The organism is Nocardioides sp. NPDC101246 (assembly GCF_044767415.1).
GTDB lineage: Bacteria > Actinomycetota > Actinomycetes > Propionibacteriales > Nocardioidaceae > Nocardioides.
The window spans coordinates 194363-219079 of sequence record NZ_JBIWNX010000008.1; the positions used below are offsets into that span (position 1 = coordinate 194363).

Consider the following 24717-nt stretch of genomic DNA (forward strand, 5'->3'; position numbering starts at 1 on the left):
TCTAAGCATGGACGCTGCCACCGCCACCTTGGCTCGAGCCGCCCGTCAGACTTTCGCGCGGTACGGCGTTCGGCGGGCCACCATGGCCGATGTCGCTCAGACCGCTGGCGTCGTACGGCAGACGGTCTACAACACGGTCTCGAGTCGGGAGCAGCTCATCGAGATCGCCATCGTGCAGTGCTGCGAGGAGCTCAAGGAGAGCTTGTTGGCGGCCGGCGAGAACGACCCAGACGACATCGACGAGGCATTGCTGGCTTTCCTGATGCGAGCGGTCGCGATGGCGTCCGCCCACACCGAGCTCAGCGAGCTGAACGCCGCGCTGCCGCCGGCTCGGGTCGAGGAGATCTTCGGCCATTCCCACCCGATCGAGGAGCTGATCCGCGAGACGGCGCGACCGGTGCTGGAGAGGGCCCTCGCCGCCGGCCGACTACGGCCGGGTGTGACGGTCGACGAGGCGGGGCGATGGATTCAGGGGATCCTCACCTTTGCCCTTCTGCACGACGATCGAACCACGTCTGACGAACTAGGGCGGGTGCTGCGGACCTTCGCGCTACCTTCGGTGCTCGCCGAGCGATAAGCCGTGATCGAGGCGCCATGGTCGAGTGCTGCCTCAACCTCGATTGTTAGTGGACGTACTCGGCTCACTCCGATTCTCGGTTTGACACCACTGAATCTGTTGCGACGCTGCCTAGGACTCCTTGTCGGGGCGGGCCTCTACTCCCGCCGCCGATCAGGGGCTGGGGCCCATTACTTGCTCGCGAGCGGCGTCGATGGGGCAACCGCGAGAGTCACGCGATTCGGCGAGCTCGTTCAGAAGCGGCTCGGCGAGCGAGTGCCGACACTATGCGCAGGTGGACAACGACTATCGCGTGGCGTCGACCGTCGGCTCCACCGCGGGGGCTCCTCTACCGACGTACGCCAGGCTCAACGCGTAGCCGATGAGGACCGCGACCGCGATGGATCCCAACCCGCCGGCCAGCATGACGAGATCGCTGGAGCTCTCCCTGGTTGCGGCCCCGGGGAGCGCGACCGCCGCATGACCAGAGATGGTCATGATGGGCACAGCCGGGATCACCATCCAATGGTGCCGAGTGTCGAGTCGCGTCACGATCAAGCGCACGACGACGGCCGTGGCGAAGAGGAAGGTGACGTTGGTGACCGTCACCCACAGCGGGAACTCGAAGATCATCAACGTCTGCCGCCCGTAATAGAGCCACGGATTCCCGAACTGCATCAACACCATCTCCATGAGGCCGCCCGATACGAGGGTCACGACCCAGAGCGTCCACCAGGAGCGGACGGTGAAGCCACGACGTGCGAGTTCGAGGAACGCGACGACGAACGGGACGAAGTAGGGAGGGTAGAGCAGAAGGACGAAGAGCGGCATGTCCCTGCCGAAGGCGTGGATGGCTGTCACTTGCCCGGCCTCGGGATAGTAGGCCCCCAGGAGCGAGTCGCCGAGAGGCTCATAGAACACGACCAGAAGCGATCCGACCAGAACGAACAGCGGAGCTGTGCTTCCGGAGTGCTGTCGGAGCCACACCACCCACGCCACCATCGCGACGGTGGCGAGGATGGTGACCGCGATGAGAACGCCCTGTGTCGTCTGAGGCATCGGAGCATCGGTTGGCGGCAGGTCGAGTGCGAGTCGTTGAGAAGTCAGCATCAGAACCCTTTCGGTGGGTCGAATCGCCGTCCACGGGATACGCGTCGGCGGGGGAGTGGTTCGTGGGTCGGCGCCCAACGGGGCGCCCACTGGGCCAGGTGAGGCGGGCGCTGGCACCTCGGTACCAGCGCCCGCCTTACCTGGCTTCTGACGGAATGAAGCTGTCGTCAGTTGGACGGGGGCGCGCCGGGGTCGGTGCCGAAGGAGTCCACCCAGAGCCGTCCAAGGTGCCCGGACAAGGTCTGTGGGAACCACAGCGCGCCGTCGGGACCGGTGGTGATCTCCTCCGGGAAGGTGATCTTCCTCGGGATCGGGTAGTCCGCGACGATTGTTCGGGTCTGCGGGTCCAGCCGGCCGATCGTGTCGCCGACAGAGTTGTCGAAGTAGATGTCGCCATCTTTACCTTCGGTCAGGCTGATCGGGACGCCGAGGCGATTGGGAACGGGGATCTCCTCGATCTCGCCAGTCGTGGGGTCGAAGCGTGCGATCTTGCCGCTGGTCATCTCGGTGAACCACAGAGCGCCATCGATCCAACGGATGACGATGGGCAGCGACGCGGGGGACGGAATCGGGTACTCACGCATCTCGCCGGTTTCGTAGTCGAGCCGAAGCACCTTGTTTCCGAACCACTCCACGAAGTAGTGGTAGCCGTCCTTGCCCGCGGTTCCTCCGATGATCCCCGAGGCCGGCGTCGGCACACTGATGTAGTCGATGTGGCCGGTCGTCGGGTTGATCTTTGCGATCTTGTTCTGCCCCAGGAGGGTGGAGTACATGTAGCCGTCGGCGCCCTCAGCGATACTCATGGGGACCGATGCCGGCGGCAACGGAAAGGTCTTGATCTCGTACGGTGGCGACGTCTCCAGATAGCCGACCACGTTCTTCTGCTGGAAGTTGAACCACAGCTTGTCGTCCTCGTCGAAGGCGAGATCGCACGGTCCGACGGCAAGGGTCGACGGGAAGGCGATGTCCCCGAGGAAGGGGACGGTCACCATCGGAGGCAGTGGGAACTTCTTGACATCACCGGTCTCGAGGTCGAGGTGCCCGATCCGGGTCGCACCTTCCTCGACGAACCACATGTCGCCGTCAGGTCCGCCCTTCTGATTGCAAATGAGGTCAGTGGTGTCGGAGACCTTGATCTCGTCGAAGTGGTAGCCGTCACCGTCCTCGGCATGGGCCGGACCTGACGGTGCCAGCGACAGTGCTAGCACGGAGGCGACCGTGACTGCGAGCCACATCCGGCGGGCTCGTCGGTTCTGCGTTGTACTCATGTTTTCAGGCCTCCAGAAGTTCGAAAGTGTTGTAGTCCTCGATGGCGGATGCGTACCGCTCGGTCATCGCATGCACGCTCTCGGTCGGGTGCATCGTCGTGGGGAGCATCGCCCAGATGACGCCATGCAGCTGATGACGCCGGAAGTCCACCCACGCCTCTTCTCGATCGAGAACGGGGCCGCCGTGGCGCGCCAGCGCCGCGAGGTAGTGGTCGAGCAGGTCGCGCGCGGAAGCCCGGCGGACCTCAGGATCCAGAGCACTGGTGACGAAGTAGCCCACGTCGAAGGACCACGGAGCCATGCACGGCCCGGCCCAGTCGAGGAAGATGGCCTCGCCCTTCTGGGTCAAGAAGGCATTCGCCAGGTGTGCGTCGCCGTGCACCAGGCTCAGGTCAGCCGCGTCGTCGTACTTGAACGATGCCTCGTAGGCGCGGAGGATGCGCGAACGATCGAACGTCTCCGGCAGGGGTGGTGCGGTCGGAGCGCTCATCGTGCTCTCCCAGCTCTCCTCCGAGAACAACGCCGCGACGGCGCTCCTCACGGTCGGGGATCCCACCTTGATCTGCGGTACGTCGGAGAAGTCCTTCCCCCAGGTACTGCCGTGCAGGGCGGCCAGAGTGTCCAGTCCGCTGGCGACCTCGTCGACGGACCACGTGGTCCGCGGATCGCCGAACCGAACGCTTTGCTCATTGAGGTCGTCCATGATGAGGATGCCGCCGACTCCGGGCTCCGTCAGCCCGAAGTAGACAGGCGAGACAGGTACGGACAGACGCGGCAGCAGGTCGTCGTAGAAGGTGACCTCGAGCTGAGTCGGAGTGGACTCCCACGAACTCATCGCCTCGCGGACGCGCTCGTCCAATTCGCCCTTGACGCAGAGCTTCGTACCGGGGCCACCCTCGGCGGGTGCCTGGTCGTACTCGACCTCGAGGAGGATCTTCGTTGCCGTGCCCCAGATGACGTTCGAATTGACGACCCGCGCGACGCGCGTGCCGGGGTACCGACTCGCCAGCGCCTGCGTGAGCCAGTCAGCAGTCACATCGTCGACAGACTTCGGAAATTGGATCTGGTTGTTCATGTCTGTTCTCCTCGTGGTCAGCCGCGGACCGGGGAGGGGATCTCCCGCAGCGTGTGGCCGAAATGGATGTCCTGGTAGTCGCCGTGGCCCACTCGCCCGTTGAGCTCCCACCGGGTGAACATGAGGTTTGTGATCATGTTCGGCCAGAACGGGAACGGCAGAAGCGAGCGCCCTGTACCACGGATCTCGTAGGTGTCGCCACGGCTGTCGACCAGGTCGATCTCGACACTCGTGGGCCAAATGCCGTCCGCCTCGCGAAGCGTCTTCTTCCGCATCTGCGAGAGTCCCCTGAGCTCGCCGTCGCGCCAGATGTACCCCCAGTGAGCAGCCTTCGGGGACATCTCCTCGGAGTCGCCCCCCACGACGTGGAAGGCGAGATCGTCGCCGAAGACACCTGCCGCCCAGGAAAAGGGCTCGACGGGGTGCTCGACCTCGGCCCGGGGGAGGAGGTAGGAACGGTCGCGGGTGAAGTAGCTGTCAATGACGTGCCGCTCGCCACGTAGGAGAAGCTCGCCGTTGCACTTCATCGCCTGGACGAAGTGCCGACCATCGGTCCGTCCAGCCGCAGGCATGATGGCTCGACACGTCACGTCGAGCTTGGTCTGCCCGTCCGGAGACTCGAACTGGATCTCGATGTGCTCGAGGGGCTCGACCACCCTGATCCGCACACCGGTGGGGTAGTGGACGTCGTCGATGTCTCCGTCCGGATACGGCATCGTGTTCCGGTAGTCGAGGAAATCGGCCTGTCCGGCAACGGTCTTGTAGCCCTGGAAGATCATCAGACCGCCGCTCACGACGCGCAGCGTCGGATGGAACCACGCGTAGATCTCGCAGTCGATACCTGCCTCGGGGATGTTGAACCCGAAGTACGAGGTCTCTGACAGGGTGAAGTCCGCGTCGGGGGGGACGTCGTTGTGCAGGAGTTCGTCGGCCGGGAACGGCTGTACGAATCCTTCTTCCGTGGGATACAGCGCGTCGCGCTGGGAGGTCATCTGCGACTCCTCTGTAGAAGTGATGGGAGTCACAAGACTGGTAAATGCGGGCCGCTCTCGCATACGTCAAATGGCGGATCTCATGACGTATATGTGGTGGCGCGTTTACGTAGCTTTGTCCGGTGTGCTTGTCCGGAAGAGCACTGCGATCTGGGTCCGGGAGCGGAAACCGAGCTTGGCGAGGATGTGCTCGACATGAGTGCTCACCGTCCGTGACGACACCACGAGTTGAGCGGCGATCTCCTTGTTGGTCATGCCCCTGGCCACGAGCGCGGCGATCTCCTGCTCGCGGGGGGTCAGGCGTTCGATCGCCACATGGTCGCGAGGCGCCTCACGTCTGATGCCTGTGGCGAAGGCGATGGCATCATCCAGCGAGAGCGCCCGGCCGGCTTCCACGTCAGCCTCAAACGCCTTCTCTCCGATTGCCGCGCGGGCCTTCTCCGCGTTTTCGGAGTGCCACTGCAGCATCTGCTCGAGGCCCGCCAGATGGGTACCCAACGGTTGAGAAAGAGCTTCCACGGCGCCGATCAGGCGTGCGGCGCGGTGGATGTCGCCGTGCGCAATCGCTGCCCAGCTGAGCAGCTCGAGCACGAAGCTCAGGCCCAAGCTGTCCTGCAGCTTGCGTTTGCGAGCCAGGGAAGATGTCAAGGGTGCCACAGCGCTCGAGGCGCGCCCGTCGAGGAGGGCAGCGAGGCCCAGATAGGCCTCGCTCCAAGAGAGCAACAGCTGCTCGGCATGCTTCATTGAGAGCTCGCGTGCCTCGTCCAAGATCTTCACGGCTCTCTGGACGCGTTCGTCGTAGCAGAGCGCTGCGCCGAGGTTGACCAAGGCGAAGGGAAGGTACGCGTTGAACTCCGGGATATGACGCTCCAGGGTGACTGCTTCGTCGAGCCGCTCGATCGCCGTGGCCCTACGACCGTCGAGCAGCTCCGCCAGGCCTAGGACCTGGGTGCAATGCGCCGCAGCCGCGGAATCGTCGAGCTCTGTGGCGAGGTCCTGGCATCGCTCGAGTATCGGTAGCGCGCCGGAGCTGTCGCCGCCCGTAGCGCGCAGCAAGCCGCCGACCCAGAGCGCGAAGACGTGTCCGTTGCACACATCGGAATGTGCTTCGGTCAAACGATCGAGCCAGTGGCGTCCTTCGACGACAAGGCCAGAGCCGATCCAGAGGGGCCACAGCCTGCTGGCCATCTCCAGACCGCTGCATGAGCACGATTCGTCGCCGATGCTGTGTTCCATGGCCACGCGGATGTTGGCCAGCTCTCCTGCCGCCTGGGAAAGAAGCGCGGTCTGGTCCGGGCCGAACCATCCTGTCTCCAGTTCCTTGGCCAACGTCGCGAAGTGGCGGTGATGGGATCGGCTGACCTCTTGCTCGCTCCCATGCTCCCGCAGTCGTTCGTCGCCGTAGGCGCGAATGGTCTCGAGCATGCGGTACCGGCGACCGTCGAAGGACACGATGGACTTGTCGACCAGGGACGTCAGTGTCTTCTGGACGCCGCTCTCGGTCATCTCATGGGTGGAGCAGACACTCTCGATGGCAGCCAGGTCTGCGCCCCCACGAAACACCGCGAACGAGCGCCAGAGGCTGCGAGCGGCCTCATCACAACGTTCATAGCTGTAGTCCAGGGTCGCTCGAAGGGTGTGGTGCCGTGCGGTCGCGGTGCTGTAGCCCTCCACATGTAGGTCGTGGGGCATCTCCTGCTGTGTGGCCAACGCGGACAGCGGAAGCGATCGTGTCGCGGCCGCCGCCATCTCGATAGCCAGGGGCAACCCGTCAAGGCGTTTGCAGAGCGAGTGGATGAGTCCGATGTCGGCCTCACTGAACTGGACCCGGGGGTTGGCTGCCACCGCGCGGGCCAGGAAGAGAGCGACGGCGTCGGAATGATGTGGGTCGCCATCGCCACTTGCGTGCGAGCGTTTCGGCAGGGGAAGTGGAGGCACTGCGTACGTCGACTCGCCTTCCACGTGCAGTGGTTCCTGGCTCGTGGTCAGGATCGTGAGGAAGGGACAGTGCTCGAGCAGGCTGGTGCAGACCGTTGCTGCAGAGTCGACGATGTGCTCGCAGTTGTCCAGCACCAAGAGCATGCGCCGGTTACCGATCGTCAGTGCCGGGTCTTGGGTCTGTTGCCCGGGTTCGCCCACGATACCTGCGATAATCGGTCCCAGGAGCGTGGGTTGCGCGAGGTCCTCGAGACGTATCCACCAGACGCCATCGGGATATGGCTCGGCGTAGGTGCTGGCTACATGGAGAGCCAGGCGTGTCTTGCCGACCCCGCCGGGGCCGCTCAACGTCACCAGGCGAGAAGAGGCGAGAAGCCGACTGACCTCCGACGACTCGGCGTGCCGTCCGATGATGGTGCTCAAGGCGGACGGAAGGTTGCCATGGGACATGGAGGACTCGGACACGGGCTCCGTCGCCTCTGGCTGCCGCGTCTGCATCGCGGTGTATCCGGAGAGGTGGCTTACGGTCATGTACGCCACCAGCCAGGGATCAGGCTCGCCGGATTCTCCGGGTGGATGGAAGTTCGGAGGATCATGACGCTTGCTCCGTTCGAGTTCGGCCCGGCTCGGTCGGCGAGGTGGCCTGCCCGCACCGTTAATTGAGACATTGTATCTCTAAATATTAGAGGTTGGAGGACTGTGGATGGAAGGGGTGTCAGAACAAGCGGAATGACATTGGTTGGTTGTTGCCTGTCGCGTGGCAGTGCCATGGGTCAGGAACTCTTAGAGGTCTCTCGGTATCTCTCGTTCGTGGCGACTGTGCTGAGTGTGCGATCAGGTCACCTTTGATGGCGGATACGCCCGGCTAGGCCTGCCGGGGCGTGGTCGGTTGCCGGTCGTGGCGAGCACCGCCCGCCTGGGCTGGGCTGTCAGGCGTCGCAGTAGGTTGCCGCATGTGTGCCTGGGTGCTGGCGCTCTGGTGGGGTGTCTGCTGGATTCAGGGAGCCCAGAATTGCACCAATTTGCGGATCAGGAGCCGTACGAGATCGGTCGAGACCTTGTCGACGACGCTTGGGAACTGGACGGCTGCGACGCCGACAGTTCCCAAGGCGTCGAGAATCTGTGCAACAGCGCAGGGGGCAATGGGTCCGAAGGCGCTGTTGGGGCTCGCGGCCAGGTCGTCATGTCCCGCGCATGGACCGGAGCAATAACTGCTGACCGGGAGGCAATATTCTGCTGGCCGATCGGTGTTCCCGTAGCGTTCCCACGCGGCAAATCGAAACTTGCCTCTGACCTAGTTCGACCAGGTCAGAGGCGAGTTTTCCGAGTACGCCATGTAGGACTTGAAGGTCGCTGCGGGAGATGGACGGGTGTGGTGGCCACTCGCAACCCGTCGTCGACCCTGGGGAGTGTCGGCGCGGGGCGCCGTGTCGACGGCGTCAGGGGGTGCAATCTGCCGTGGGGGACAAGGGAACGGGCGCGCGTCGAGGATTGGCAGCGAGCCGTGCGCCAGTGGATCCGGCGGCGGCCTCGCGTCTGCAGCTCCGCGCCCGCGATGGTTGGCGGGCGACCACGCTTACCGCAGAACAGGATGCCCGGGCGGTGCGGGCCTTGGCGGCGTTCAAGGCGAAGCGTGAGGCCTTCAAGGCCGGAGTGCCGTTAGAGCAGCTCGACGCGGACGTCTGGGTTGTCCACGTAGATTCGGTCGATGCCGAAGTCGCGTAGCAGTCTCTGCCGGAGGGCGACAGGTGTGGACTCGTCTTCAAGGCCTCGGGCCAACTCAGTGAACCGTTCGGCTATCTCGCCGGCGAACGGCAGGAGTTCGATCTGCGCCGTCTCGCCGAGGTCTGCCAACTCGGCGCGTGCGGCAGCGACGGCCTCGTCGGTGTGACGCTTCGTGGACGAGAGATCGTTGTCGTCGAGGAGTCCCTTGATCGCCAGGCGCTTAGCGTTCTTCCACTCGGCTTCAGACTCCGTGATGCGGGCATCAAGAACAGCCTTCTTGCGAGCATGTTCGTTCTTGGAGACGCCTCGGCTGACCGTCACATGGACCTTGGTGCCGCCTCGGATCGGCTGTGATCCGACGCCCTTGATGATGCGGTCAGCCAGCATGCTGTTCACGCTCTTGCACGTGCCCGAGTAGCCGTCCTTGGCGACCATTCCTGGTCGGGTTCCAGGGCAGTAGAACCTGATCCGTATCTTCATGTTCGACTTGCCGGGATTGTCGACTCGTGCATACATCCGGTGGCCGCAGCGGGCGCAGTAGACGAAGCGATCGAGGACATGCTCTGGAACGACGCGCTTCTTCATGCGGCGCTCGCCGCGTCGAGCCATGCGCTGGTTGTGCACCCGGTCCCAGCGGTCGGGATCCACGATCGGACCGAGCGGGGACAGCTTCATGACCCGTCCCGGATCGTCGTCAGCGCGGGCTTCCAGGAAGGTCTTGCCGTTCTCGTCACGAAGGACCTGCCGTCGGCCCCATACCAACTCACCCTTGTAGAGCGGGTTGTCGAGGATCCCGTTGATGGTGTTGCCGCCCCAGGCGGACTTCCGTGTCTTGGTCGGCACTCCTTCGGCGTTCAGGCGGCGGGCGATCTCGTCCGAGGGCACGCCCTCGTCGGCCCAGGCGAAGATCTGCTTGAGCCAGGGGTACTCATCTGGGTGCAGTTCGAGTTGCCCAGAGCGGACCTTGCGTCCGCCGACGAAGGCGGGCATTCCACTGGGAAGCTCGATGCCATCGACCACGAGCGGCTTCATGCGTACGCCGTAGGCAGGGCGCATCGCGACGGTGGAGCCGGCGGCGACCTTGGCTCGCAGATTCCGGCGCGTGCGGCGCCTGACCTTGAGCACCTCACCCTTCGCGTTCACGGCGCGCACATCGGCGTCGTACATCGCGTCCTCGTCGTGCGGGTCGATCAACCCCATGTCCTCCGTGACAAGCGTGATGCTCAGTCGCTTGCACACGGTCGTGATCTGCTGACGCTGTCCAACGCCGGCGGTGAGCCGCTCGAGCTCATTGACGACCAGGTAGCGCACGTCCAGGTTGGTTTCCAGGTAGTCGAAGAGCTCCTGTAGGCCGGGTCGGTCAGCAAGGCTGCGGGACACACCCTCGTCCGCAAACGAGCCGACCAACACGATGTCGTACTCGGAGGCGACAGCATCGTTGATCGCGCGCTGCTCAGCCGTGGAACCTTGCTCGTCGGTTGAGTAGCGCGTGTAACCAACTCCGCGCCGCGCCTGCGGCCCGCCGTCGTTCCGCCGTGCCTTCACTCTTGCAGCGTAGCGCCAATTACGTACAACTAGAACCGATGTCGTCCCACTTCGGCTCGAACGCATAGCCGCCGTCGGTCGGCACGCCCTTCGCGGGCTTCGCGAGCATCGGCAGGATCGGCGGCATCACAGGAAGGTCCACGTCGCTCAGCCTAAGCGCGCGATCCAGCCGTGGGAGGAAGACCGGTCAGGTCGTCGCGGCGGCGTAGCGCTGCAGGAAGAGTGCCTCGGTCAGTGCCATGCTCGAGATCTCACGCGGGTCCACGCTCTCGTTCGGCGCATGGATCAACGCCTGCGGCTCCTCCACGCCCATCAGGATGATCTCGGCGTCGGGGTAGGTGTCGGTGAAGACGTTGCACAACGGTATCGAGCCGCCCTGCCCGAGGGTTGCCATCGGCTTCTCGTAGGCCTCCAGCATCGCCGCGCCCATCGCCCGGTAGGCCGGTCCGTCGATGGTGGCCCGGAACGGCGCGCCGGTGGCTTCCACCTCGATGGTGACGTGGACACCCCAGGGTGCGGTCCGGTGGAGGTGCGCTTCGAGCGCCTCCTGTGCCACGTCCGGCGCGAGCCCGGGTGGGATGCGGAGGTTCAGCCGCGCGGCGGCCTTCGGCACGATCGCCGCCGCCGAGCCGACCACGGGCGGGCAGTCGATGCCGAGCACCGTGACCGATGGCCTGGCCCACAACATGTCCGACACCGAGCCGTCACCGAGCAACTGGACCCCGTCGAGCAGTCCGGCGTCGCTGCGGAACTGCTCGGGCGGGTACGGCTCGCCCTCCCAGCGTCGGGTGTTGTCCAGCCCCTCGATGGTGGTGTTGCCGGCTGCGTCCCGCAGACCGGCCAGCATCGCGATCAGGGCTGCGAGAGCGTCCGGGGCGGCACCGCCGAACATGCCGGAGTGCACCTCCGAGGCCAGGGCCTCGACGGTGACGACCACGTTGACCATGCCACGCAGGCTGACGGTCGCCGCCGGCTGGCCGACGGCCGCGTTCCCGGTGTCGCAGACCAGGATCGTGTCGGCGCGGAGCAGATCCGCGTTGTCGACCACGAACGCCTCCAGACCCCCGGTGCCCTGCTCCTCGGACCCCTCCACGACCAGCTTGAGGTTCACCGGTACGTCCGGCCCCAAGGCGCGGAGCGCCAGGAGGTGCATGAGGATGTTGCCCTTGCAGTCAGCCGTGCCGCGGCCGTACCAGCGCCCGTCCTTCTCGACCAGCTCGAACGGCGGCGTCTGCCAGGCGGCGTCGTCGAGCGGCGGTTGCACGTCGTAGTGGGCGTACAGCAGCACCGTGGGTGCATCGGGTCGGCTGCACTGCCGAGAGCCCACGACGGCGTTGCTGCCGTCGGAGGTCTCCGCCAGCCGGGCATCGTCGAACCCGAGAGCCGCGAAGTGGTCGAGCACCCACTGCGCGGCACGGTGGCACTCCTCGGGCGGGAACTGGCGCGGGTCGGCGACCGACTTGATGGCGACCAGCTCGGCCAGCTCCTCCCGCGCCCGGGGCATGAGGTCAGCGATGCGGCCCCTCAGATCCATTTCTCGCTCACCCCGCCACGTCATCGGTCTCGAGATCGTCGACGAACTCGTTGAATTCCTCCAGCTCGTCGGGGCAGTAGATCTCGATGATCAGCTTCTGGCCCTGGAAGACCCGGCTGTCGGCGACCACCGGGCGCGATCCGGGGCCGGTCGCCCCGTTCGCGAGCTGCGCCAGCAGGACGGAGCGGCTCAGCGCGTCGTTCGGGTCCTCGCAGGTCGCCCCACCGTCCTCGCCCAGGACCCGCACGATCTGGTCCCTGTCAGGGGCGGTGGCGCCGGCGTCCTCGAGGGCCGCGATCAGCTCGTCGGCCTTCTCCTCGGCGTTGCGGGTCTCCCGGGCCGAGTTGAAGGCGATCAGCCCGGCGACGACGAGGACGCCGAGGAGGACCAGGGCGGTGATGTAGATCCAGCTGCGTTCGCGCTTGCTCTGCGTCTCCATCGGGGTGCTCATGACGGGGTCACCTCCTGCGGCTCAGGCTGCTTCCACGACGGCTTGCGGAAGCGGTAGAACAAGAACGGCACGAGGAGCCCGAGCCCGAGTGCGCCGCCGCCGACGATGAGGAAGTAGAGACCGGAGTTTCCGGACGCGAACTGCGACGGCGGGATGAAGCCGACCAGGAGGGCGGCCAGGGAGGCGGCGAAGCCGACGCCGCACATCCCGACGAGCATGGGCGCGCGGTAGCCGCGCGGGTGGTCGGGATGCTTACGGCGCAGCTGGATCGCGGCCACGAACATCAGCAGGTACATGATCAGGTAGACCTGGGTGGTGATGACCGAGAAGATCCAGTAGGCGCTGGACACGTCCGGGATCAACGCGTACGCCAGACCGATCACGGTGGTGATCAGCCCCTGGACGACCAGGATGTTCTGCTGGACACCGTTCTTGTTGAGCTGCTGCAGGAAGGGCGGAAGATAGCCCTCCTGGCGCGAGATCAGCAGCAGGCCCTTCGACGGCCCGGCCAGCCAGGTCAGCATGCCGCCGAGGGATGCGGTGACCAGCATGATGCCCACGATCGGGGTCAGCCACTGCCAGCCGAAGTTCGCGAAGACCGCGTCGAAGGCCTGCATCACACCAGCGGTGAGGGACAGCTCCTCAGCGGGCACGATCCAGCTGATCGCCAGCGCCGGGAGGATGAAGATCGCCAGGACCAGGCCCATGGCGAGGAACATCGACTTCGGGAACTCCTTGCCCGGGTCCTTCAGCGAGGACACGTGAACCGCGTTCATCTCCATGCCCGAGTAGGAGAGGAAGTTGTTGACGATGAGCACGAGGCTCGCGAGCCCGGCCCACACCGGGAAGATGTTCTCGGCGGTCATCGGCGCCGCGGACTCGTTGCCCTGTCCGAGGAAGACGATGCCGAGAAGGACCAGTACGACGCCCGGGATCAGGGTTCCGATGATCAGGCCGCCGCTGGCGAGGCCCGCGACTCCCTTGGTGCCGCGTGAGGAGATCCAGACACCGGACCAGTACACGACGATGATCACGCACGCGGTCCACACCCCACTGCTGGCCAGCTCCGGATTGAACACGTACGCGAGGGTGCTCGCCACGAACCCCAGCAGGCTCGGGTAGTAGAAGATCGTCATGGCGAACTGGCACCAGACCGCCAGGAAGCCCATCGGCTTGGAGATACCTTCCGAGACCCACTTGTAGATGCCGCCTTCCCAGCCCGACGCGAGCTCCGCGGAGACCAGCGAGGTCGGCAGCAGGAACACGATGGCCGGGAGCAGGTACAAGAAGACGCAGGCCAGGCCGTAGACCGCCATCGTCGGGGCCGCCCGCAGGCTGGCGACCGAGCTCGTGGTCATCATCGCCAGCGCCACCCATGAGATCCAGGCGGTGGGCGGGATCTTGGCTCGCGTTGCCAGGTCCGCTGCCGCGTCCCCTGCGCTCATGGTGACCACCGCAACGGCGCGGGGATCCTGCAAGATCTGGACATCCTCATCACTCCTTGCCAAAAGCGACGGCGCTGATGGCTCAGGTTAGGAATGGCACTCGCGCAGGTGGATCATCCCCAACGGATGATTCGTGCCTGACCCGCTGTGGTTATCGTCCGTACCAGGAGGACACGATGACCACGACGCAGTCACCAGTGCCGATCACGACCGAGGACTACGCGGCTCGGATGAGCCGTGCGGTGGCCGACGCGACCGATGCGGGGCTGGACGGGCTCCTCGTGACGCCCGGTCCTGACCTGGTGTGGCTCACCGGCTACCAGCCCACGGCCATCACCGAGCGGTTGACGGTGCTCGTCCTCGCTCCCGGCAGGCAGCCGACGCTGCTGGTGCCGACCCTGGAGCGGCCGGACGTCGAGAGTGCCGTGGGTGCACCGGGCCTCTCGATCGTCGACTGGGCGGACGGCGAGGATCCGTTCGTACGCGCCAGCGCCTTGATCCCGGCCGATGCGACGTTGGGAATCGCCGACTCCGCATGGGCGATGCACCTGCTCGGACTGCAGGGCGCGTTGCCCGAATCCTCCTATCGGTCGCTGACGCAGGCCGTTCCCATGCTGCGAGCGGTGAAGGACTCCAAGGAGCTGGCTCGGCTGGCAGCTGCCGGTGCTTCCGCGGACGCGGTCTACGAGCAGATCCTCGGCGTCCGGTTCGCCGGCCGGAAGGAGACGGACGTGGCTGCCGACCTGGCCCGCCTGCTGCGGGAGGCCGGGCACGAGCAGGTCGACTTCACGGTGGTCGGCTCGGGACCGAACGGCGCCAACCCTCACCACGAGGCCGGCGACCGCACCATCGAGGTCGGCGACGCGGTCGTCCTCGACTTCGGTGGGCTGATGTACGGCTACGGCTCGGACACCTCTCGCACGGTGTGCGTGGGCGAACCTTCCGCGCTGATCCGCGAGGTCCACGAGGTCGTCCGCGCGGCGCAGCAGGCAGGAGTCGAAGCGGTACGCCCGGGCGTGGCCTGCCAGGAGATCGACCGGGCCGCTCGAAAGGTGATCACGGAGGCCGGGTACGGCGAGCGGTTCATCCACCGCACCGGGCACGGCATCGGCACCACGACGCACGAGCCGCCGTACATGATCGAGGGCGAGGAGCAGCCGCTCGTGCCCGGGATGTGTTTCTCCGTCGAGCCCGGGATCTACCTCCCCGGAGAGTTCGGGGTCCGGATCGAGGACATCGTCACGGTCACCGAGGAGGGTGGCCGACGTCTGAACAACACCGAGCGCTCCCTGAAGGTCGTCGGCTGAGACATACGGCGCTACTCGGTGGGCAGGAGCACCGTGGACAGCATCACGCGCTGTTTCCCGAGCGCCTCGCCGAGGTACGGGGCGATGAGGTCGTTGAATCCTTGCTGGATCCGCGCAAGGTCCTCCTCATCGACGTACAGCGCGCCCGTGCCGAACCCGATGTGGCTGCGGGTCACCTCGCCGAGTGCGAGTGAACCCTCGAACGTACGAAGCAGCTCGCCGATGAAGGCGAGGAAACCGGCTTGGATCTGCTCGTCGGAGAGCGTCGCCAGCTCGGCCTTCTCGACGTGAGCCATCCGCTCGCCCAGCGTGTAGGTGCGCTCGACCGTGCCGCGCACCCGCCGCTCCGAGGCCACGGCGAGGAAGCCGGCCTCGACGAGCGTTGCGATGTGTCGATACAGCGTTGCCTGGGGGACATCTGTCAGCAGGTCCCGGAGTTGGGCGGTGGTCAGATCGCGACCCCCTACCGCCTGCAGGACCCGCAGTCGTACGGGATGGGCAACGACCTCAGAGATATTGCCTTGCGGAGGCATCTGGCTCCCATTATTCTCATTCTTAGAATGTTCCTGATCTGAGTATATTCTAGGAGATGAGATGACCATCCTCAATGTCCAGGACGGCGTGCTGATGCTGGCCTTTCCGGGCTGGGAGCGGTTGATGGTCGGCCGCGCGGGCTACTCCGTCGCGGTCAGTGCCGTCGACTCGGTGGAGGTGCTGCCGGGCTGGAGCTCTGAGATCTTGGGCTGGCGTTCTGGCATGGTGATCTCCGGTCTTCGCAAGCTGGGCACCTTCCGGCATCCCGATGGCACCCGCAGGCTGGTCTCGATGACGCGTGGGCTGCCCCTGCTGCGGATCCGGATGCGCGACAGGGAGGTCGGTGCCGGCTTCGACGAGCTGCTGGTCAGCCATCCGGAGGCCGTCGGGCTGGCCTCGAAGCTCGACACCCTGGCTCGGTCTTGAGTGCCGCTGCGGCCCCTGGTGTCGCGGTGCAGGGGAGTGAGGTGCTGTCCGGCCCCACGCTGCGGGCTGAAGGTCTGGCCAAGTCCTTCGGATCGGTGTCGGCGCTGACCGGGGTCGATCTGGTCGCCCGGCCGGGGCGGGTGACCGGCTTCATCGGGCCGAACGGCGCGGGCAAGAGCACGACCTTGCGCATCCTCACTGGACTCGCCCGGGCGGATCAGGGCACCGCGACGATCGATGGGGTGCCCTACGGTGCGTTGAGCTCTCCGTCCCGGGTTCTGGGTGTCGTCGGCGACCTGGCCGGCGCCCATCCGGGGATGACCGCGCGCGGGCACCTGCAGACTCAGGCCGCCCTGATCGGTGTACCCGGCGCTCGGGTCGAGCATGTGCTCGAGGAGACCGGCCTGAGCTCGGTGTCGCGCCGACGAGTCCGCGGCTTCTCGACCGGGATGCGCCAGCGGCTGGCATTGGCGACAGCTCTGTTGGGCCGACCGTCCGGACTGATCCTCGATGAGCCGACCAACGGCCTGGACCCCTCGGGCATCGTGTGGCTGCGCCGTCTGCTGCGAGCCTTCGCCGATGCCGGCGGGACCGTGCTGGTGTCCAGTCATGTGCTCACCGAGCTGCAACAGGTCATCGACGATCTGGTGCTCGTCGAGGGCGGCCGTACGCGCTGGTCCGGCTCGCTGAGCGACTTCACCGGTGAACACGCCTCGCTCGAGGAGGCCTACCTGAGCATGATCGAGGAGGAGATGGCATGCGACAGCTGAAGGACGCGATCCGAGGTGAGGTGGTCCGGCTGACCAGGACCCGACTGCCCCTGTGGACGCTGGCGGCCGCGGCGGCGTGTGGGGGCCTGCTCACCGGTCTCGTCGCCCTGACCGGGCCGGAGAACGCCACCCCGCCGATGCCCGGGTTGGACACGGCCGCGGGCGTCTCCGGCGTCTTGGGCCTTCTCGGCGTAGCCCTCTTCGTACCTGCGCTGATCGGCACCGTGGCGATCACCGGCGAATACCGGCATCGCACGGTAGCCACCACCTTCCTCGCGGTCCCGAATCGCGGCCGGGTACTGGTGGCCAAGCTGATCGCCTACGGGGGTCTCGGCCTGGCGTACGGGCTGGTCATGGCGCTCTCCGCGGTCGCCGGGATCTATGCGGGGACCTTCGCGCATGGGATCGAGCCCGGGCTCGGGCTCGGTGCCATTCTCGGCACCACAGCGAGGTACGGCGCCGCCGCAGCCATCTACATGCTGCTCGGTGTCGGCATCGGGGCTGTCGCGCGGCACCAGCTGCTCGCGATCGGGATCACCTTGGGGTACTTCTACTTCGTGGACAACCTGATGATGATTCTCCCGGGAGTCAACATCGTCTATCCGTTCCTTCCGGGTGGAGCCACGTCCGCGCTCACCGGGTCGACCGCGCTGGTGGAGATGATCGCGGCCGAGACCGGCGTGAACGGCCCTGTCGTACAAGCGCCGTTGGTGGGTGCGCTCGTGCTCCTCGGCTACGCCCTGGCCTCCTCGGCCCTGGCTGCCGCCGTGTCGCTGCGCCGCGACGTCGCCTGAGCGACGCCCGGCGCTCAGGCGTGGCCGCCCTGGACTTCCTTGGCTGCTGCCTTGATGTCGTCTGCCTCGACCTTCGCGACGGTGGACTCGACGATGGTCTCCGCACGCTCGAGGGCCTTGCGGATCTTGACCTCGCCGGGGTCAGAGACCAGGGCGAGCAGGCCGGAGTGTCCTGGTGTGATCGCATTCTCGAGCTTCTGCTCGATCTCGCGGTTGTGGTGGCGCTGCCGCAGCTTTCCGACGAGGGCTCCGGCCCCGCCGGCCACTGCCGCGCTGCCGAGGATCGACGGCGGGAAGATCACGCCGAGCGCGACGCCGCCGACGACGCCCCACTTGAGTCCTGACTTCGTGCTGTGGTCGGTTGCCTTCTGGATCTCCAGCTTGCCCTCGGCCGAGCGCCTGACCACGATGACGCCCTCGATCTCGACGGTGCGGCCGTCCTCGGCCGACTTGAGGGCCTCGTACGCCTCCAACGCCATGTCCGTGTCGCTGAAGTCCGCGATGATGAGGGTGTAGGCGCCGTCGGACACGGAGGCCGCGCTCACCTCGACGTCGGGGTTGGTCTCGTCTGCCATGACATCCGCTCCTTGGTGGTTGAGGTTCCACTCTCGAACGGTCATGGCTCGGCGGCATCACCCGTAGCGGGTGGGGTGGGCGTGCCGCCCGGAGGATCCGATGATCACTGGCCCTGACGCGACCGGCGCCAGAACCCCCACGCCCAGGTGAGGAGCAGGGCTCCCAGGATCGACCCGATCAACCCGGTCGGGTGGAGGTCGAGGCCGTTGCCGGTCGCGAGGCTGAGCCCCAGGCCGCCGACGAAGGAGCCCAGCAGGCCCGTCACCGCCGCGGTGGTCCAATCGATCTCCTTCATCGATCGACCGAGAACGAGTTGTGCCACGCCGCCTGCCACGATGCCGAACAGGATGATCGCGATGATGAGCATATTGGCAACCTACCGCATCCAAACGCTCTCTATCCGGCGTTGAACGACACTGCTCGACGGGTCAGGCAACGCGCGTCTGGAGCCACGTGCGGTAGCGGCGCAGGGCGCGGCGCTGGAGGAGGGTCTCCTTGGCCAGGGCGAGCTTGGGGTCCATCCCGGGGCGGGTGCGGCGGCCGGCACCGAGGCGGCGCAGCTGCTGGCGTACGCGGGCCATGCTCGCGGCCGAGGCGACGGCCTTGTCCTCTATCCGGACCGGCGCCAGGTCGACGCGGGCCTCGGCGTCGTGGCGCCAGGTGTTCGGCAGGTCGGGGTCGACCGCGAGGGCGCTGCCCATGCCGACCAGATCGACGCCGCCGGCCAGGACCTCCTCGGCGACGGGGCGCCGGACGATGCCGCCGGTGAGCATCAGGGGCAGCGGGCTGGTTCGGGCCAGGTCCTCGGCGAGGGTCAGGAAGTACGCCTCCCGGGCCTGGGTCCGCTCGTCCGCGGCCTGTCCGGTCATCGCCGGGGCCTCGTAGCTGCCGCCGGAGAGCTCCACGACGTCGACGCCCAGCGGGGCCAGCATCTCGATGACCGCCTGGGCGTCCTCGGCGTCGAAGCCGCCGCGCTGGAAGTCGGCGGAGTTGAGCTTGACGGCGACGGCGAACCCGGGGGAGACCACGGCACGGACGGCGCGGACGATGTCGAGGAGCAGGCGGGCGCGGTTGACCAGGTCGCCGCCCCACCGGTCGGTGCGCTGGTTGGCCAGCGGCGAGAGGAACTGGGAGAGCAGGTAGCCGTGGGCGGCGTGGACCTCGACGCCGTCGAACCCGGCCTCCTCGGCGCGGCGGGCGGTCTCGGCGAACCGTGCGACCGTCTCCTCGATCTGCGTCGTGGTCATCTCGACGGGCTGGGCGAACCGCTTGGTGTTCTTGCCGAGGTCGACACGTACGGCCGACGGGCCCCAGGCGATGCCGGGCATGTCCGCGCGCACCTGGCGGCCGGGGTGGTTGATCTGCATCCACACCTGCGCGCCACCGCTCTTCGCGGCGGTCGCCCACTCGCGGAAGGGCGCGAGCGGCGCCTCCGCGTCGAGGACGACACCACCGGGTCCGGTGAGCGCCTCCGCGTGGACCATGACGTTGCCGGTGATGATGAGACCGACCCCACCCTGGCTCCAGCGGCGGTAGAGCCGGGCGAGGGAGGCGTCGGGGAGCTGGCCGGCCGCGGCCATGTTCTCCTCCATGGCGGCCTTGGCGAGCCGGTTCGGGAGCACGGAGCCGTTGGGGAGGGTGAACTGCTCGAAGACGGATGACATGGACTGCTCCTGGATGCGGTATGTTTACGGTGCTCACATGAGCGTAGAAAGGGATGTAAGCAGTGTCAACTTCCGAGAAGAGCGGCTATCACCACGGCGACCTCAGGGCCTCGCTCCTGACGGCGGCGATGCGCATGCTCGAGGACGGTGAGCCGTTCTCGCTGCGCGCGCTCGCGCGCGAGGCGGGCGTCTCGCCGACGGCCCCCTATCGCCACTTCAAGGACCGTGATGCCTTGGAGTCCGCGCTGGCCGCCCAGGGGCTGCGTGACCTGAAGGCCGACCTGACCGAGGGTCGAGAGCTCCCGGACTCCGCTGTCGATCTGGGTGAGTTCGCCGTCGCGTACGTCGAGTTCGCGCTGCGCCGTCCGGCGCTGTTCCGGGTGATGTTCGGCAACGCCTGCGACACCGGCAGCGAGGAGCGGGTCGAGGCCGCCGCGGAGATCCATGAGCTGCTCGCGCTCGCGATGACGAGAGTCTTTCCGGACGCCGACGCGGATGCCCTCGCCTCGGCCGGGTGGGCGTTCGCGCACGGGATGGCGTACCTCCACATGGACGGCAAGCTCCAGGCGGAGTCGGTCGATGAGGTCGCCGACCGCGTACGGACCGCGTTCGCCGCGATCCTCGCCGTGCGCGCCGGGTAGCCGGCGTGGCGCTCGCCACGCATCTCAGTGTTGACGCTGCTTACATTGCCTCGTAGGCTCTCCATGTAAGCATCGTTAACATGGAGGAGTCTCGATGGCTGCCACCGAGCAACAGCCCCGACAGCAGATGGTCAGCGCCGAGCTGGGCGAGCGTACGGTCCAGGTCCCGCAGGGCGGGTTCTACGACCGCTTCCGGATGAACCCCGACCTCGACGAGATCGCTCGTGACCCGCGGGTGAGCGGGGTCGACTTCTTCCGCTCGCTCGCGAAGACTCGAATCGACTCACCGATCGGCCCGACATACACGCCCAACTTCTACTACCGGATGTCCTCGGCGCGACTGACGATGCTCGCTCGCTCCTCGGCGATCCGGGAGCGTCTGCCCGAGGAGCTCGAGCCGCTGGAGCTCGCCCCGGGGATCGGGCTCGCCTCGGTCATCTTCTTCCGCTACGACGTGTGCGACATCGACTTCTACACCGAGGCCGCGGTCGGCGTCGCGGTCCGCCCGGCGCGGCACGGCCGGCTCGGTCTGGTCGACCTCGTCGCCGACCTCAAGAACGACCACCTGCACTCGTACGTCTTCTCGCTGCCGGTCAACACCGAGATTGCGCAGGCCCGTGGCCATGACGGCTACGGCTTCCCGAAATGGGTGACCGAGCTCGACGTGGACATCGACGCCTCGACCAGCGCCGCGCGCGTCGCCAACGACGCCGGCGGGGTCGACGTCGCCTTCTCCGCACCGACTCCGGCGCAGACCACGTTCCGCTCGGGCGAGCGGGTCTCCTCGCTGACCTCCTACACCAAGGTCGGCGAGGGGTGGCAGTCCACGCTCAACCAGACCAACGTGCTGGCCGCGGGCAGCGCCAGCCTGCCGCGCGGGGTCGAGCTGGAGCTCGGCGAGGGCCGGATGTCGGACGACATCAGGTCGCTGAAGACGATTCGTACGCTTCGCCTCGACGTCGCCACCGAGGCCCAGGCCGCCCTCCACATGCCCGTGCCGACATCAGTCCAACCGTCGAGGGAGATCAGGGCATGACCAAGCGCATCCTGAACGTCGTCACCAACGTCGCCCACTACGACGACCCGTCCCACCCGACCGGCCTGTGGCTCTCCGAGCTCACCCACGCCTGGGAGGTCTTCGAGGAGCACGGCTTCCAGCAGACCCTCGTCAGCCCGGCCGGGGGAGCGGTGCCACTCGAGCCGCGGGCCTTGAAGTTCCCCAGCTACGACAAGTCCGCCAAGGCCTGGCGCGCCTCCCCGGACCGGATGGCGCTGCTGGAGAACACCCTCAGCCCCGACCAGGTCGACTCCGCCGACTACGACGCCATCTACTTCACCGGCGGCCACGCGGTCATGTACGACTTCCCCGACAGCGAGGGTCTCCAGCGCATCACCCGCGAGATCTTCGAACGCGGCGGCATCGTCTCCTCCGTCTGCCACGGCTACTGCGGCCTCCTCAACACCCGCCTCTCCGACGGCACGTACCTCATCGCCGGCCGCAAGATGACCGGCTTCGCCTGGCAGGAGGAGGTCCTCGCCCGGGTCTCCGAGCTCGTGCCTTACAACGCCGAGGAGGAGGCCAGGAAGCGTGGCGCTCTCTACGAGAAGGCCAAGCTCCCGTTCGTCTCGTACGCCGTCGTCGACGGCAACCTCGTCACCGGCCAGAACCCGGGGTCGGCCAAGGAGACCGCCAAGAAGGTCGCTTCGCTCCTCTGACTCGCAGCGTCAGTGCGCGGCGCACGCGCCCTGCCGTCTACAGTTGTCCCGTGCGTTTCGGCGTACGTTCCCCGGTTGGTCTGCCGGCAGGGCCCGCCTGACTTTGAATCAGGACTAGCGACGTAGGTTCGACTCCTACCCGGGGAGCAGGAAGTCACTGTGACCTGCACGTTGACGCCGCTCGTCCGACTGGTGTCCGAGCGCGTCAGCTGACTTCGTCCGCAGGCTCGATCTCGCCGGGGCGCCAGGTCTTGTCGAACCACGCCTCCAGAGGTCCATAGAGCCGCAGCATGGCGAACCACGACTTGCCCGGCATGGTCTGGATCCAGTTCGCCTCGCGGCCGTCAGGTGCAGTCGGGCCGAACCACAGATCGACGCTGCCGTCGTCGTTCGTCGCGACGGTGTTCGACAGGCTCATCAGGGCCGGGTACGGGTTGTCGGTCTCCAGCAGCGAGCGGGTCTGGGTGTCGTAGAGGTCGACGGACCAGAAGTTCTTCGCCGGGATGCCCGCGGGCAGGGTGAGCCGGTAGGTCCGGCCGCCGTCGAGCCAGGCGCCTGTCGAGTCCATCGCGGTGTAGGCGTACGCCGATCCCGCTCCCACCTGGGCGTGCGCCATCGCCGGCGTGATCACGGTCGCGAAGTAGTGGAACTGGGCGCGGGCGTCCAGCAGTCGGGCGTGGTTGCGCTCGAACTCGTAGCTGCCGCCGATGAACGCGGCCAGCCAGTTGCTGCCGGGGTAGTAGTACGCGTCGGGGTCGCGTGGCTTGTAGACCAGCGCCCGGGCGATCGCGGCCGCGAGCGGCGCGGCCTGGGTGAGAATCCCGCGCATCCGCTCGTCGGGCTCGAACGGTTGGCCGTGCACGATCCCGATCGAGGCGCACTGACCCGCGCGCTCCGGATCAAGCGCGTCGGCCGGCTCCTCCTGCACGAGCGTGTCGATCTCCTCGAAGAACGAGAAGTCGTTCGCGTGGATGGTGTTCTGGGTCAGATCGGCCATGTTCAGGTAGGTCATCGCCGGCGGATCATCGGCCTGCGCGAGCGGATAGACCCGAACCTTCTTGATGTCGGGGACGCCGCCGAGGGCGCGTACGACCAGCCAGTTCGAGTACGTCGGCGTGCGGAACACGTAGTAGCCGTCCGGCTCCTCGCCGTCGTATCCCGGAGGGAGGAAGAGGTACTTGCCGCCAGCGCCCTCGTCGGGCCCGGCGATGCCGAGGTCGGCGACGTAGCGGAACCAGAAGTCATCGAGCACGCACAGCGAGTTCGGTGGGTTCTCGACGACCAGCGGGCCGTCGCGGAGGTCGAGGAACATCGAGCCGTACGTCGTCGCGGTGTTCGGCGTCAGGAAGAACGAGCCCGAGTTCGCGCGAGGGTCGGTGAACCCGAGCATGGTGTTGCCGTCGAGGCCGACGCTGCGGAACCCGTTGCGCATCGCAACGAGCGAGGCGCCCGGGATGGTGTTGAGGTAGACCTCGATCGCCCGGGTGAGATCGAGCAGGTCGTAGATCGTCTCGACTGACCCCGGAAGCGGCACCCCGTCGAAGAACTCGAGGTCGCCCAACGGTGAGGGCACCACGTCGGGCGCCGCGATGTTCCGCCGCGCCATCTCGAGCATGCTCTCGTCGCCCACTGTTCCACCCCTCACCTCGGCCTGTCTGGTCCCGGGGGCAAGCCTGTGTGGCTCCTGAGTCGATGCGCTTCACCCGTTCCGGACCATGTGATTCCGGAGCAGTTCGGGGGGACGCCGGCCGCGTGGGGGTGTGGGTCGAACCAGGACTGTCCAGGACGAGTGTGAGTGCGACTCATGCGCCATGGCGGCGGAGGAAGAAGCGAAGGATGTCGTTGAACGCCTCCGGGGCCTCGAGGTTGCTGACATGGCCGCAGTCGGGGATGACGGCGAGGTCGGCGCCAGGGATCCGGCGCTCGAACTCGTGGGCGACGGACAGGGGCGAGCGCGCGTCGAGGGCGCCCCAGATGAGCTGGGTGGGCACCTGGATGGTGGCGAGGACGTCGGTCAGGTCGGCCTGGGCCATCGCGGTGAGGGCGGTGAGCATGCTGTGGCGGCGTACGTCAGCCGACATCGCCTCCAGCAACGGCACGAAGTCGGCCGGGGGAGGGCCGGCGAAGAGGCCCGGCAGGGTGGGGTCGAACGCGCCCTCCGGCTGGTCTCGCAGGCCCGCGAGGCGGGCGTCGGCCTCGTCGGCGCCGAGCGAGCCGCGCCAGCCGGCGTAGCCGTCGGCGAGCACCAGGCTCCGGGCCACCTCAGGGCGGCGTCGGTAGAGCTCGAGGATGACGGTCACGCCCCAGGAGAGTCCGACGAGGGTGCACGGAGAGATGTCCAGGGCGCGGATCAGCCCGGCCAGATGATCCGCGTAGTCGCTCAGCTCGAAGCCTGCGGGCACATCGGAGGAGCCGCCGGCGCCCGGCTCGTCCCAGGCGACGACGGTGAACTCGTCGGCGAGGGCGTCGAGCTGTGGTGTCCAGCAGCGGCTGTCCTCGGCGCCGCCGTGGACGAACACGACCGCGGGACCGTCTCCGGCCCGCCGGCAGGCGATGCGCAACCCGTCGATCTCGACGACGTCCATGAATCGACCGTAGCGCGCTCGACGACGTCGTCGGCGTCCCCGAGACCCGGGTTCAGGTAGGGAAT

General features: G+C 66.9%; 24 protein-coding genes and 1 tRNA gene. 9 read left to right on the top strand and 16 right to left on the bottom strand.

From position 1 onward, the window contains the following. Positions 1 to 7 precede the first annotated feature (7 nt). Positions 8 to 577: a TetR/AcrR family transcriptional regulator gene (locus ACIRON_RS16900; protein ID WP_402993585.1), complete on the top strand. Its 570-nt coding sequence runs from the start codon at positions 8 to 10 to the stop codon at positions 575 to 577. Between the two features lie 285 nt (positions 578 to 862). Here ACIRON_RS16900 and ACIRON_RS16905 read toward each other — a convergent pair whose 3' ends face one another. From ACIRON_RS16905 to ACIRON_RS16950, 10 genes are all read right to left on the bottom strand, one after another. Then, the gene (locus ACIRON_RS16905) at positions 863 to 1744 is read right to left on the bottom strand and encodes a hypothetical protein (protein WP_402993587.1); all 882 of its coding nucleotides are present in this window, start codon (positions 1742 to 1744) and stop codon (positions 863 to 865) included. Between the two features lie 89 nt (positions 1745 to 1833). Continuing rightward, positions 1834 to 2934, bottom strand: a complete 1101-nt coding sequence (locus tag ACIRON_RS16910) for a DUF6923 family protein (protein WP_402993589.1) — start codon at positions 2932 to 2934, stop codon at positions 1834 to 1836. Positions 2935 to 2938: 4 nt separating this feature from the next. Then, complete coding sequence (locus ACIRON_RS16915) at positions 2939 to 4009, bottom strand: phosphotransferase (protein ID WP_402993591.1); 1071 nt, start codon at positions 4007 to 4009, stop codon at positions 2939 to 2941. Positions 4010 to 4026: 17 nt separating this feature from the next. After that, entirely contained in the window at positions 4027 to 5064 is a 1038-nt protein-coding gene (locus ACIRON_RS16920) for a hypothetical protein (RefSeq protein ID WP_402993593.1), read from the bottom strand. Between the two features lie 42 nt (positions 5065 to 5106). Then, positions 5107 to 7470 carry an ATP-binding protein gene (locus ACIRON_RS16925; protein ID WP_402993595.1) on the bottom strand — a complete coding sequence of 788 codons (2364 nt, stop codon included), beginning with the start codon at positions 7468 to 7470 and terminating at the stop codon, positions 5107 to 5109. A 1128-nt stretch (positions 7471 to 8598) separates the two neighbouring features. Beyond that, a complete protein-coding gene (locus ACIRON_RS16930; protein WP_402993597.1) occupies positions 8599 to 10209 on the bottom strand; it encodes a recombinase family protein in 1611 nt (536 codons plus the stop codon). A 19-nt stretch (positions 10210 to 10228) separates the two neighbouring features. Then, positions 10229 to 10351: a hypothetical protein gene (locus tag ACIRON_RS16935; protein ID WP_402993599.1), complete on the bottom strand. Its 123-nt coding sequence runs from the start codon at positions 10349 to 10351 to the stop codon at positions 10229 to 10231. 45 nt (positions 10352 to 10396) lie between these two features. Beyond that, on the bottom strand, positions 10397 to 11743 hold the full coding sequence (locus ACIRON_RS16940) for a dipeptidase (protein ID WP_402993601.1): 1347 nt from the start codon (positions 11741 to 11743) through the stop codon (positions 10397 to 10399). 7 nt (positions 11744 to 11750) lie between these two features. Then, a complete protein-coding gene (locus tag ACIRON_RS16945; RefSeq protein WP_402993603.1) occupies positions 11751 to 12194 on the bottom strand; it encodes a hypothetical protein in 444 nt (147 codons plus the stop codon). Beyond that, a complete protein-coding gene (locus ACIRON_RS16950) occupies positions 12191 to 13639 on the bottom strand; it encodes an APC family permease (RefSeq protein ID WP_402993605.1) in 1449 nt (482 codons plus the stop codon). The genes ACIRON_RS16945 and ACIRON_RS16950 overlap by 4 nt, the downstream gene beginning before the upstream one ends. A 176-nt stretch (positions 13640 to 13815) precedes the next feature. Between ACIRON_RS16950 and ACIRON_RS16955 the strand changes: the two genes are divergently transcribed. Next, entirely contained in the window at positions 13816 to 14946 is a 1131-nt protein-coding gene (locus tag ACIRON_RS16955) for an aminopeptidase P family protein (protein WP_402993607.1), read from the top strand. A gap of 11 nt (positions 14947 to 14957) precedes the next feature. On the opposite strand, the gene ACIRON_RS16960 is transcribed toward ACIRON_RS16955, so the two are convergent. Next, positions 14958 to 15479: a helix-turn-helix domain-containing protein gene (locus ACIRON_RS16960; RefSeq protein WP_402993609.1), complete on the bottom strand. Its 522-nt coding sequence runs from the start codon at positions 15477 to 15479 to the stop codon at positions 14958 to 14960. Positions 15480 to 15540: 61 nt separating this feature from the next. Between ACIRON_RS16960 and ACIRON_RS16965 the strand changes: the two genes are divergently transcribed. Genes ACIRON_RS16965 through ACIRON_RS16975 form a run of 3 tightly spaced genes read left to right on the top strand, consistent with a single transcriptional unit; the run spans position 15541 to position 17470 of the window. Next, the gene (locus ACIRON_RS16965; protein WP_402993611.1) at positions 15541 to 15906 is read left to right on the top strand and encodes a hypothetical protein; all 366 of its coding nucleotides are present in this window, start codon (positions 15541 to 15543) and stop codon (positions 15904 to 15906) included. Next, positions 15903 to 16676, top strand: a complete 774-nt coding sequence (locus tag ACIRON_RS16970) for an ABC transporter ATP-binding protein (protein WP_402993613.1) — start codon at positions 15903 to 15905, stop codon at positions 16674 to 16676. The genes ACIRON_RS16965 and ACIRON_RS16970 overlap by 4 nt, the downstream gene beginning before the upstream one ends. Next, a complete protein-coding gene (locus ACIRON_RS16975) occupies positions 16664 to 17470 on the top strand; it encodes an ABC transporter permease (protein ID WP_402993615.1) in 807 nt (268 codons plus the stop codon). Before ACIRON_RS16970 ends, ACIRON_RS16975 begins: the two co-directional genes overlap by 13 nt. Positions 17471 to 17484: 14 nt before the next feature. Here ACIRON_RS16975 and ACIRON_RS16980 read toward each other — a convergent pair whose 3' ends face one another. The 3 genes from ACIRON_RS16980 to ACIRON_RS16990 form a co-directional block, all read right to left on the bottom strand. After that, complete coding sequence (locus ACIRON_RS16980; protein ID WP_402993617.1) at positions 17485 to 18045, bottom strand: DUF1269 domain-containing protein; 561 nt, start codon at positions 18043 to 18045, stop codon at positions 17485 to 17487. Positions 18046 to 18149: 104 nt separating this feature from the next. After that, positions 18150 to 18413, bottom strand: coding sequence for a GlsB/YeaQ/YmgE family stress response membrane protein (locus tag ACIRON_RS16985; protein ID WP_091052528.1), 264 nt, complete (start codon positions 18411 to 18413; stop codon positions 18150 to 18152). A 61-nt stretch (positions 18414 to 18474) separates the two neighbouring features. After that, the gene (locus ACIRON_RS16990) at positions 18475 to 19710 is read right to left on the bottom strand and encodes an NADH:flavin oxidoreductase/NADH oxidase family protein (RefSeq protein ID WP_402993620.1); all 1236 of its coding nucleotides are present in this window, start codon (positions 19708 to 19710) and stop codon (positions 18475 to 18477) included. Positions 19711 to 19772: 62 nt separating this feature from the next. Here ACIRON_RS16990 and ACIRON_RS16995 point away from each other — a divergent pair, with 62 nt between their 5' ends. The 4 genes from ACIRON_RS16995 (at position 19773) to ACIRON_RS17010 (ending at position 22214) form a co-directional block, all read left to right on the top strand. Next, positions 19773 to 20351, top strand: a complete 579-nt coding sequence (locus tag ACIRON_RS16995; protein WP_402993622.1) for a TetR/AcrR family transcriptional regulator — start codon at positions 19773 to 19775, stop codon at positions 20349 to 20351. 94 nt (positions 20352 to 20445) lie between these two features. Next, positions 20446 to 21387: an acetoacetate decarboxylase family protein gene (locus ACIRON_RS17000; RefSeq protein ID WP_402993624.1), complete on the top strand. Its 942-nt coding sequence runs from the start codon at positions 20446 to 20448 to the stop codon at positions 21385 to 21387. Continuing rightward, on the top strand, positions 21384 to 22067 hold the full coding sequence (locus ACIRON_RS17005) for a type 1 glutamine amidotransferase domain-containing protein (protein ID WP_402993626.1): 684 nt from the start codon (positions 21384 to 21386) through the stop codon (positions 22065 to 22067). The genes ACIRON_RS17000 and ACIRON_RS17005 overlap by 4 nt, the downstream gene beginning before the upstream one ends. 68 nt (positions 22068 to 22135) lie before the next feature. Next, positions 22136 to 22214, top strand: a tRNA-Gln gene (locus ACIRON_RS17010). Positions 22215 to 22272: 58 nt separating this feature from the next. Here ACIRON_RS17010 and ACIRON_RS17015 read toward each other — a convergent pair. Then, positions 22273 to 23697: a DUF1254 domain-containing protein gene (locus tag ACIRON_RS17015; protein ID WP_402993627.1), complete on the bottom strand. Its 1425-nt coding sequence runs from the start codon at positions 23695 to 23697 to the stop codon at positions 22273 to 22275. A gap of 172 nt (positions 23698 to 23869) precedes the next feature. Then, positions 23870 to 24652, bottom strand: a complete 783-nt coding sequence (locus tag ACIRON_RS17020) for an alpha/beta fold hydrolase (RefSeq protein WP_402993629.1) — start codon at positions 24650 to 24652, stop codon at positions 23870 to 23872. Positions 24653 to 24717 lie beyond the last annotated feature (65 nt).